The 10,667-nt window shown below is 55.8% G+C and carries 10 protein-coding genes and 1 pseudogene; 6 read left to right on the top strand and 5 right to left on the bottom strand.

All coding sequences use genetic code 11. The features are described 5' to 3' along the window. Positions 1-832: 832 nt before the first annotated feature. Together QM647_RS15905 and QM647_RS15900 are read left to right on the top strand one after the other, a co-directional pair. A pseudogene (locus QM647_RS15905) lies at positions 833-1,088 on the top strand (transposase); the annotation flags it as partial. Between the two features lie 610 nt (positions 1,089-1,698). Next, complete coding sequence (locus QM647_RS15900; protein ID WP_414996530.1) at positions 1,699-2,037, top strand: hypothetical protein; 339 nt, start codon at positions 1,699-1,701, stop codon at positions 2,035-2,037. A 106-nt stretch (positions 2,038-2,143) separates the two neighbouring features. Here QM647_RS15900 and QM647_RS15895 read toward each other — a convergent pair whose 3' ends face one another. After that, a complete protein-coding gene (locus QM647_RS15895; protein ID WP_414996529.1) occupies positions 2,144-2,425 on the bottom strand; it encodes an integration host factor subunit beta in 282 nt (93 codons plus the stop codon). 380 nt (positions 2,426-2,805) lie between these two features. After that, entirely contained in the window at positions 2,806-3,705 is a 900-nt protein-coding gene (locus QM647_RS15890) for an NAD(P)/FAD-dependent oxidoreductase (RefSeq protein ID WP_414996528.1), read from the bottom strand. A 491-nt stretch (positions 3,706-4,196) separates the two neighbouring features. Here QM647_RS15890 and QM647_RS15885 point away from each other — a divergent pair, with 491 nt between their 5' ends. The 3 genes from QM647_RS15885 (at position 4,197) to egtD (ending at position 7,215) form a co-directional block, all read left to right on the top strand. Then, positions 4,197-4,673: a response regulator gene (locus QM647_RS15885; protein WP_414996527.1), complete on the top strand. Its 477-nt coding sequence runs from the start codon at positions 4,197-4,199 to the stop codon at positions 4,671-4,673. Positions 4,674-5,070: 397 nt separating this feature from the next. Further along, positions 5,071-6,003 carry an ergothioneine biosynthesis protein EgtB gene (gene egtB, locus QM647_RS15880; RefSeq protein WP_414996526.1) on the top strand — a complete coding sequence of 311 codons (933 nt, stop codon included), beginning with the start codon at positions 5,071-5,073 and terminating at the stop codon, positions 6,001-6,003. 24 nt (positions 6,004-6,027) lie between these two features. Further along, positions 6,028-7,215 carry an L-histidine N(alpha)-methyltransferase gene (gene egtD / locus QM647_RS15875; protein ID WP_414996525.1) on the top strand — a complete coding sequence of 396 codons (1,188 nt, stop codon included), beginning with the start codon at positions 6,028-6,030 and terminating at the stop codon, positions 7,213-7,215. Here egtD and QM647_RS15870 read toward each other — a convergent pair. Genes QM647_RS15870 through QM647_RS15860 form a run of 3 tightly spaced genes read right to left on the bottom strand, consistent with a single transcriptional unit; the run spans position 7,212 to position 10,167 of the window. After that, positions 7,212-8,018 (bottom strand): ATP-binding cassette domain-containing protein, encoded by an 807-nt coding sequence (locus tag QM647_RS15870; protein WP_414996524.1) that lies wholly within the window; start codon positions 8,016-8,018, stop codon positions 7,212-7,214. The two genes, egtD and QM647_RS15870, sit on opposite strands and share 4 nt — an antisense overlap. Then, positions 8,015-9,904, bottom strand: a complete 1,890-nt coding sequence (locus QM647_RS15865) for a glycine betaine ABC transporter substrate-binding protein (RefSeq protein ID WP_414996523.1) — start codon at positions 9,902-9,904, stop codon at positions 8,015-8,017. The genes QM647_RS15870 and QM647_RS15865 overlap by 4 nt, the downstream gene beginning before the upstream one ends. Beyond that, entirely contained in the window at positions 9,904-10,167 is a 264-nt protein-coding gene (locus tag QM647_RS15860; RefSeq protein WP_414996522.1) for a hypothetical protein, read from the bottom strand. Before QM647_RS15860 ends, QM647_RS15865 begins: the two co-directional genes overlap by 1 nt. Before the next feature lie 181 nt (positions 10,168-10,348). On the opposite strand from QM647_RS15860, the gene QM647_RS15855 reads away from it, so the two are divergent. Next, complete coding sequence (locus QM647_RS15855) at positions 10,349-10,585, top strand: hypothetical protein (RefSeq protein WP_414996521.1); 237 nt, start codon at positions 10,349-10,351, stop codon at positions 10,583-10,585. The last annotated feature ends 82 nt before the right edge of the window (positions 10,586-10,667 follow it).

The following is a 10,667-nucleotide window of genomic DNA, read 5'->3' as shown; positions in this document are numbered from 1 at the left end:
CCAATATGTTCGCCGCAGCCGGATACGATGCTACATGATCGGAATCTGCTCTAACAATCCGTCGAGGTTTATTTTCATATATAACTACGGTGGACGATGAGTGAGAAAATTCCGGATGTCCGGAGTGTAAGCGTGATGGTCAAACGGGAACGGCTCGTAGGGACCCACTACGCTCAGCAGAACCATAACCGTAGAATGGAACGGATATGCGTTGATCGCAATAAAACCTAAACAGGGGTGCCAGTCAAAGCGACCGAAATGTTGCGCAACTTGATATCTGATGCATCTGACAGCAATTTTGACCTATGCACTCATAGTAACGAGTTCGGCCCGTTACTGTAGTCCACAGAAATTGTTGCAAATTCTCCCTAAAATATCTTCTTCAGTAAAAGAAAGTCCTCTTTGCGTCTGCAATCGGAATGATTCCTTATGGCAGCTATTCAGGGCGCGAAGGCAACCCACTCAAACCAGAGAGCGCGGGTTTATTCTTCGTTAATATGCCCAGAGGATGCGATGTGAAACGTCGAACTTTCCCCGCCCCCACCCTTTGATGCAGATGCACGGAAAGTGAGCTGTCCGCCTCGATCTCCGTTGGCCTGGCCTTTCACGGGACCCCATATTTCGCGTTAATTCGTCTCTGCCTTGCGTGCCGCCAGCAGTCTAAACCTACGAGGTAGGGGACATTATACACCGCTGAGCTCAGCTCAGCTCAGCTCAGCTCAGCTCAGCTCAGCTCAGTCAATGTTGATTACGACTAAAACTATCCGCAACAGGGAATGTCAGCTGCCGGTTTGACGGAAAACGAAAAGGGTGTTCATCGAACTGAAGGTTCATATGGAAAAAGGGAAAATTCAGCCGCGAGTTTAAGATCGAGACTGTCAGATTAATCTTCGAGCGTAGAGGATCGGTCCCCCAAGCATCTCGTCCCATGGATGTTCACGGGACGATTTAGCACAAACGGGTGAAGGCATTTCAGCCGATTCGAAAGACGCCTCCCCGGCAAGGGGCAAATGAAGCCGGAGCAGCTTGAGATCGACGGGCTGCGCAAGGAGGTCGCCAAACTCAAAGCTGAGCGCGATATATTAAAAACGATCACGGGGTTGGGCCCGCCTGTGGCGGTAGAAACAGGCGGAGGTATACTCTTACGGCGAAGGGTAGCGACCCGTCTGCTTATTGGAGGCAAAGTCCCCCTTTGAAAAACGTAGTTCATGGGTTCATGCGCACTTGAGACTGGTGACATCCTATGCGGCAGCGCCTAGGGACATGGCCAGTCTCCTGGCTCTGGCGCACGGTGTCGTGCGCGTGGCTTTCATGGGTGGCTCATCCGGCCTCCCAATCAACGCTCGATAAGTGAAGCCGTCGGTGCAAAATTCAGGGGCCCGCTTTCTAACCAGCTTCCAGGCCCTACGACAGCCGCCGGGTCTGTAGACTCTGCTCGCCGAGGCATTGGCTTTGGTTTGCATTCTGTCGAGCGCCTTATGCGGTTACAGGGACTGAAGGCTCGGGGACCGCCCAAAGATGCCAGTGATCGCTTAAGTGCCACGTCGAACGTCCTTGGTCGCCAGTTTGCCGCCGATGAGCCAAATCAGAATGGGTGGCGGATTTTCCCTACATCTGGAACGCAGAAGGTTGGCTGTCATTTGAGGCGGTTATCGACCTGTTCTGTCGCCCTGTATCGGATGGTCAATGAGCGCAAATATGACGCCGCAACCGGTGACCGATGCGCTCAACAGGCCATATGGCGCCATGGAAAATCAGATGCCTTGTTGCGCCGCTCAGACCAGGACAGCCTATACACCACAGTTCCAACGGCTGTTGACCTATAACGACGTAATCTGTTCAATGAGCCGGTTAGGCAATGTTTTGGACAATGCCGCGATGGAGAGCTTCTTCTCATCATTGAAACGGAACAGATCGGTAAAAAGCTCTACCGCTTGCGACCAGACCGAGGCTGATGTATTCGACCACGTCGAGGGATTTTATAATCCAACCAGGCGCCATCCAACGCTCGGGCTATCTGAGTTCGATGGACTTTGAAATGAGGGCGGGTATAAAAGCTAACTCAGGGTCCGTCAAACGGGCAGCAGCTCAATACGACGGTAGTTTTGTTTTGAACGGCTGCCGTTGAGCGTCCCAATCCACGTCAACGATCCTGAACGCGCTCCCGCAGTTCCTTACCTGCCCTGAATCCCAGCACGCGTTTTTCCGGCACGGTCACATTTTGTCCCGTCTGGGGATTACGTCCATGCCGTGCGCGCCTGGATTTCACCGAAAACGTGCCGAAACCTCTAAATTCAACACGTCCGCCTGTCTCCAGAACAGAAATCATTTTCTCGATCATGTGATCGACTATTCTATCGACCTCCTTCTGAGACATTTGTGGAAACTCTCCTGCAAGAAGGCGGACCAATTCTGATTTCAACATGCGGCACCCGAACTGTTTACAGTGCCATGGAGACGCATCTTGAGTGGATTTTCAATTGAAATCAGCCGAAGGATGAAGAAACAAATCAAAAAAATCGTCATGACAATTAGATTTGCGAAGCGATTAATCGATTCATTCGAGAACGGCCGATAGACGGGTCGAAGCATATCCGAAGATCAATAAGGTGACTCCGCACAAGACGCGCCAGGTTGAACCTGGAACCAAATATTTGCAGCGATCGTGTTGTTTCCGTGGAAAATCTTCCGCAAGGAGCAAAGTTCGTGCCGCTGAGTCATCATGCCTCTTTGCACTCGTTCTGACTTGAAGATGCACCGGTTTGGCGGATATGCCAAGAGTGAGAGGCCCCTCTCTCCAATCGCTCAAGGCCGTAAACTCTGATGGAGATGGGTGGCGGCAATCGCCGCCTGTCCCATTGCAACGCTGATTTGATTCAACCCGCTGACAACATCGCCTATAGCAAAGACACCGGGTACGGAGGTTTCCTGATAAATATCCGTAATCAGCTTCCCCTCGGCGGTGCACGCTGCCCCTAACGACCGGAGTAGGTCGCTTCTTGGATGACAGCCGAACATAGGATAGACCGCATCAAAAAATCTTACCGTGCCAGCGTGACGTACGCCGGCACGGCCGCCAATGTCGACCTCGACCGCAGCACTATTGGAATGTAAAAGGGCTACACCGGCACGTCTTAGGCACTCGGTATCGTCACGGCTGAAGTTAGCTTCATCTCCGACATGGTAAAGGGTCAGCCGATCGGTGTAATCGCGCAGAAATAGCGCGTGTGCGGCAGCCCCCTCTGTCCGAGCAATGACGGCAACGTCCTTGTCAATCACCTCGTACGCATCGCACACGGGGCACAGTCGCAACCCTCCGGCCTCGACCCCGATCCGCCAGTTTTCCCCAGACATCCCGTGATCCGCAATGCCCGTGGCAATGATCACTCTGCGTGTGCTTACAGTATGACCGGCCATTTCTACGTCAAAGAGATCTTCAGTCTTCTTAAGGGAAATGGCTCTGTCCGTCAGAACATTGATGCCGTAGGGCGCCAACTGCTGGCGCAAGCGCGACAAAAGATGCGGGCCCGTCACTCCGTTGGGAAAGGCCGGAAAATTGTGTGATACCGGTATAAGGGCAGCACGGCTTTCATCCGCATCGATCACGATCACGCTGCGCCGAAAACGGCCAAGATAAAGGGCAGCTGTAAGCCCCCCGGGGCCGCCGCCTACAATTACGCAGTCAAGAACATCATTGAAGGCCACGCGTATGCTTCCTAGCTCCCAGATAAAATCTGCGCCATTACCGCCTAATTAGGCAAACGGTTCGGAAATGGTCGCAACCGACTCAACAATAAAGCACGAATTAGTACGCGGCCATCGTTTTATATCCATGTCGACTTTCCACCACGGACGACATTTTACCGACTGCCCGGCGATGGACCATAAAGTGGTGTATTGTCGAAGCGATCGATAACGCGCATGAACCCGGCCCCCTTTGGCCAGACCGATATCCACGTTGTCCCCTGACGCAGGCTGCCGCCTTGAATACGGAGTGCGCACCGAGGATAGTCGAGGGTGCTGGCGCTTGAGGCACTATAGGCGGGTCACAGAACACTTCCGAAATATCTTGGTATGCACCTGCCATATCAATTGTCGATTTGGAGGTGAGATGGCGCCGACAAGACCTATCTGAAATTTGCACGTTTTTGACGATCTCCGGCGTTCGTCCTTATGTGAATGACGTTAACCTAGACTTGGCGGCGAATCTCGCTCATAATTTTACTGAAGGCTGGATCGTGTCTCACGTAACTCTACCGGATTCTAACCTACCCAATAGCCCTGCTGAAAATACGCGGCTGAGGGTGCTCGTAGTCGATGACAATGAACCGTCGGCCCTAGCCGTCTCCTGGATTGTCGAATCTCTCGGTGACGAAACTCGTACCTGCCTGAATGGTCCTTGCGCGCTTCTTGCTGCCATTGATTTCCGTCCCGACGTAATTTTGCTCGACATCGCGATGCCTGGCATGGACGGACTTCAAGTCAGCGACCGTCTGCGCGCCGATCCCCGATTCAGCCAAGTCAAAATCATCGCACAAACCGGCTGGGGTGACGCAACCATGAGACAACAGACGGCGTTGCATGGCTTCGATCTACATCTCGTCAAGCCTGTAGAGACTCAATTACTGGCCAATATGTTCAACCGCCTGCGTAAAGGTCGCCCGCCCGCGTAAGCCATTCGCAACACTTTACAAAAGCAATCCACTTCCTACCTGTGATGCCCTGTCTAAGGGAGGTCGACGAGTGGCTCGATGTAATATTTTGAGCCAGTGCAGATTCCCCGGCGTCAAGCGCAACATCGCTCAAACAGATCCATACTGACAGTAATTGGCCAAGCTTAGGACAAATGTCGTCTACTCCTCAACGACCTGTGGTTAGAAGGCAGGCTCGCTTTTTTATTTGAGTCGCGCGCATATGCCACGGGAAACGAGTGATTAGACAAGCGACAAGCTGCTAGATGTGGCCACCTCATACCGACCGAGTCACCCTCCGTTAAACAGTGAAGACACCGCTTACGCATTCCGTTGAAGTCCAGGCCACAAACGGCCAGATCAGGAAAGACTAAACGTCATGAAGACCGCCACATGCCAGATGCACTCGGCGCCCATCGGCTGTCTGCTCGACCGCTACATTGCCCTACGCACCTATACGCTCCACCTAATAGCGCCCCTTACACCGGAGGATATGGTAGTCCAGTCCATGCCGGACGCCAGCCCGGCAAAGTGGCACTTAGCGCATACGACTTGGTTTTTTGAGACCTTCCTTCTAGGTGGCCAGCCCGGTTACCGCGTGTTTCATCCCGATTACGCATTCCTGTTCAACTCCTATTATGAGGCCCTAGGCCCCCGCCAGCCGCGAGCGCAGAGGGGCCTGCTGACCCGGCCACCGCTGGACGATATTTTGGCCTATCGCCGTCATGTCGACCACCATATGCAGGCTTTGCTAAGTGAGACGATCGACGATGCCACGGCCGACATGGTCCAATTGGGCCTAGCGCATGAGGAGCAGCATCAGGAACTCCTGCTTATGGATATCCTCCATCTGTTAGACCAGTCGCCCGTCGCCCCCGCCTATGACGCGAGTGCACCGTCAGACCCGGCGGGACGCCGCGGTTATTTCCAGCTGCGTCCCGGCGGCCTGGTAGAGATCGGCCACACGGGTAGTCGTTTTGCCTTTGACAATGAGTCCCCGCGCCACAAGGTCTGGCTGCAACCCTTCGAGATCAGCGACCGGTTGGTGACCAATGGCGAATGGCTGGACTTTATTGCCGATGGCGGCTACAGCCGCGCCGATCTGTGGCTCTCCGATGGCTGGGCGCAGGTTCAGAACAATGGTTGGCAAGCACCGTTCTACTGGCGAGAAACGAAGGAAGGCTGGGCCGAAATGAGTCTGCGAGGGCTCCATCCCGTTACCCCTTCCACGCCAGTCACTCATGTCAGCTTCTACGAAGCCGACGCCTACGCGCGCTGGGCCGGCGCCCGCCTGCCGACCGAGGCCGAGTGAGAGGCTGCCGCCAGCGATGGCGTCTTGGAGCAAAGCGACACGATCGCCTGGCAATGGACCTCAAGTGCCTATCTACCCTATCCAGGCTTTCGTGCCAGCGCCGGTGCAGCCGGCGAATATAATGGTAAGTTCATGAGCGGTCAGATGGTGTTGCGCGGCGGCTGCGCCTTTACGCCTATCGGTCATGCTCGTCCGACCTATCGTAACTTCTTCAAACCGGAACAACGCTGGTTGCGCTCAGGCGTCAGGCTCGCCAGAGACCTGACCGCAGACATGGCATGGCAAAAGACGAACGACGCCAGCTTTGCCGCCGACGTCGTCGCCGGACTGTCGATGCGGCAGAAGAGCCTGTCGCCGAAATATTTCTACGACGCCACCGGCTCGGACCTGTTCGAGGCTATTTGCCGCACGCCGGAATATTACCCGACGCGCACCGAAACCGCATTGCTGGCCACGATTGCATCCGAATTGGTCGCCGATATTCCGGCCGATGCCGTACTCATTGAGTTCGGTAGTGGCGCCAGCGAGAAGACCCGCCTGCTACTGAATGCCGCGCCGCAGATCACGGCTTACGTGCCAATCGATATCAGCGACGATGCGCTACGTCAGGCCACTCGGCGCCTGACCCGCGACTATTCGTCTTTGACCGTAACCCCTGTCGTGGGTGACTTCACTACGGCGGTCGAATTGCCGCGCGCTCTGGCGTGTCGACCGTTGATAGGTTTTTTCCCTGGTTCGACCATCGGCAACTTCAGCCCGCCCGAAGGCTGCCAGTTACTGAAGACAATGCGTGCCATGTTGGGTCCGGATGCCCGGCTGATCATCGGCGCGGACATGGTCAAGGACGAGGCCACTCTCGTCGCCGCCTATGACGATACGGTCGGCGTGACCGCCGAGTTCAACAAGAATCTGCTCCGCCGGATCAATCGCGAACTGTCGGGCACGTTCGATCTCAATGCCTTCGACCATCTGGCGATCTGGAACAGCGAATATGCGCGCATGGAAATGCACCTGGTTAGCCGTCACGATCAGATCGTCCATGCAGCGGGCCACACTTTCGCTTTCAAGGCCGGCGAAAGGTTGCATACAGAAAATTCGCACAAGTTCACGAGTGAGACCTTCACAGCCTTGGCAGTCGACGCCGGCCTGACAGTGCGTCGCCACTGGGTCAGTCCGGCGCCGGCATTTGCGGTGTTCAGTCTGACAACTTAACGCGTTTGGATTTGAACGAAACGCGCGACATAATCATCTGCCGGATTCTCCAGGATGTGCGTCGGCGTCCCTAGTTGGACGATCTCCCCATCCTTCATAATGGCGATGGTATCGCCCAGACGCGTCGCCTCGGATAAATCGTGGGTCACGAAAACGATCGTCTTGCCGAGCCGCTTTTGCAAGCCAAGCAACAAATCCTGCATATCGGCGCGCATCAGCGGATCGAGCGCGCTGAAAGCCTCATCCATTAGGATGACATCCGTATCGGTCGCCAGCGCTCGGGCGAGACCTACGCGCTGCTTCATGCCTCCAGACAAAGTGTCAGGCCGGGCTCGCTCATAGCCTTCAAGGGCGACGGTCCTAATCCACCCCATTGCCTTTTCCGTCGCTTCGGCTTTCGGTTCGCCACGCGCGACCAAACCAAAGGCGACATTGTCGAGCACGGTCAGGTGTGGCAATAGGCCGAAGCCTTGGAACACCATACTAATCCTGATGCGGCGAAAGTCGCGCAGCGCCTTGGCATCGAGTGACCGGAGGTCTTGGTCACCCACAAGGATATCGCCTTCCGATGGTTCGATCAGGCGGTTGAGGTGCCGGACCAGGGTTGACTTCCCGGAGCCCGATAGTCCCATAAGGACAAAGATGCCGCCGGCCGGAATATCGAGCGTGATATCTCGCAAGGCTAGTGTGCTACCGGTCCGTGTCAGAATATCCTTGCTCGAAACGCCTGTGCGCATCAAGGTCAGGGCTTCCTTTTCACGCCCGCCGAATACCTTGGAGACCTTGCGTATCGAAATGGTCACGGCCGGCGCCTCCAGAACCCTTGGGTAATGCGATCGAGCACAAAAGCTAAGATGACAATTCCGATGCCGGCTTCGAGCCCCTGCCCGACATCAAGCGTCTGGATGCCGTTAAGAACCTGCTCGCCCAGCCCGCGCGCGCCGATCATGGAGGCGACGACTACCATCGACAGGGCCAGCATGATCATCTGGTTAAGGCCGGCCATTAGCGATGGCCGTGCCAATGGCAGCTCAACTCGCCACAGCATTTGAAGCGGCGTCAACCCAAACGCCTCCCCGGCTTCGCGAATGTCGCGGTCGATCTGTTCGATGCCGAGCTGAGTTAGGCGGATCATGGGGGGCAGGCAGAAGATAACGGTCGCGAGGATCGCCGGCACCTTGCCAAGGCCGAAAAGCATCAAGGCGGGAATGAGGTAGACGAAGCCCGGCATGGTTTGCATGATATCGAGCAACGGCATTAGCGCGGCCTTGACCTTGCGCGATTTCGCCGCCCCGAGCCCGGTAGGTACGCCAACCAGCACGCCGAGCATGCTTGAGATCAACATCAGGCTGAGCGTCTGGACCATCAGGTCCCACAAGCCGAGCGCGCCTATGGCGAACATCAGCGCGCCGACCACAAGCGTTAAAAGCCACCGCCGACTGCTCCACCAGGCCAATCCCATGAAGGTGGCAATCAAGAGCCACCACGGCATCGCGCCGAGCAGACCATCGAACGCCAATACGATGCTCAGAACTGCGCCGGAGATGGCCCGGAAGGCACTGCCATGCTGTTTGACCAATTGATCGATTGCCGTATTGACTGGCTGGCGGATGGAAATCGTTAGTCGGTTCGGAAAAACGGATTTCGCCTTGGTTACAGTCATGTCCAGACTTGCATCGATCTGGGCCGCGGTCGGCGCATCGACCCAAAGATGCCAAACCTCCGGGTGATGTTTCAGGAAGGCAACGGCCTGTGCACGAGGATCGATTTGATTGTCGCCAATAGTCACTAAATTGGCGTTTAACAGGTCGAGCGGTACCGTCGCCTTGTCGAGGAGTTCAACCAGCTCTGGCGCATGCCTAGCAAAGTCGGCGGACACACCCCAAGCAATATCGGCTTCCGGCGCTGCACAGCCCTGAGCATGACGAGCGGACTTGCTGGTCAGCGCTTTCCAGCAAGCATCCGAATAGGCTGGTTCCTGAAGATTGAAAAGTTTCAGCTTGCCGGCGATGGCACTGGGCGACCAATAGTAAAATAGCAGGGGTTGCTTTTGCTGGTAGGCCGAAACAATGGCGGCATCCATGGCCGGACCAGTCCCCGGCCGAAAATCGACATAGCGCTCGTCCAGGCCATAAGCGGCCAGCTTGGCTGTATTGACACCCTCGCAGGTCCAACCGGAGGGACAGTTGAGGAAGCGTCCCTTGCCGGGCTGCTCCGGATCGCGGAACAGAGTCGCGTATTTCGGATCCGCCAGTTGCGACACATCGTGCAGGTCAGGCACGGTGGCCTTCAGATAATCGGGGATATACCAGCCTTCGGTGGCGCCGGTGAAGGGATGACCGATGGCCTGCACCTTGCCGGAGTCGGCCGCCTTCTTCCATGTATCGCTGCGGCTCACCCATTCTTCCGCAATGACCTGGATATTATCATCTGCCAAGGCTTGTTCCAGGGTAACGGTATTGCCGGGCACGCTATCCGTCTTGCAGCCGTAGCCCCGTTCCAGGATTTCGCGCATGAGGGCGGTCAGGAACTCGCCGCTTTCCCAGTTCAGCCCCGCGAAGGTTATGGTCCGACCGGATTGGCAGAAGGGCGATTTAGTGGCAGCGGCGGCATCGGTAACCCCTAGGCTTATGCACAGGCAGAACAGGTTAAGGCCTGCTAGGCCGACCAGGCCGAAACGTCGGATCATTACGGTCCCCAGGACGAGAGCAGACGAATACTGGCCGAGACGGCAATGCCGACCTCGGCGCAGATGATAACCGCGACATGGAAGGCGGCCTGGACGGCGTCAATGGAGGCCCCCCGCGGCAAGCGTGATTCATTAATCGCTCGCTGAAGATCGGGCGAGCGGACATTGACAGTCGACCTGTTCATAAAGCACAGTTTCAACGCCTGGATGCACGTCAGTCGAATCCAGTTGTCATCGCGGGCGCTGTGAGACGGCTTAGCCATATCTTCTTTTTCTGCCTGGTGAAGTTATTGCACTGTTTAGATCAGCCGTCACTCTAAAGTCTCCTGGGCCTTGACATAATCTGAGGCCTGAAGAACCGGACGGCATTTTCCTGGAGGTGAGCCGAGTCCTTAGTCGGAGCGCTTGCCCTTACATGCCTTAACTGACTATGGCATTCGCACCATGAGCTTACCTCAAGTCAAGTTTGCGCCCGAAGCGAAAATTCTTTTTATGCCCGGCACGCCCAAGACCGGCCAATACCTGCCTACGGCAGAATGGGCAAAGCCTCACACACTGGGCGCCGTCTCGCCAGATGATCTGACTACTATTTCGACCACGGCCGGCTTTAAACGCATATCCGGCAAGTACACTGGTTGTGATGGCACCAGCGAGGTGAAACTGTCGAGGCTGATCAATTAAGTAGCAATCGCCCTATCCTCCGATCTTAACGGCTCTGCAAGCCCGAGGTTATGGTCTCGGACGTCAGTACTAAGTGCTAGGG

It is taken from the genome of Asticcacaulis sp. (assembly GCF_047605585.1).
In the GTDB taxonomy this organism is placed as follows: domain Bacteria; phylum Pseudomonadota; class Alphaproteobacteria; order Caulobacterales; family Caulobacteraceae; genus Asticcacaulis.
Note: the sequence above shows the minus strand (reverse complement) of the source record. Positions and strands in the feature narration are given on the sequence as shown.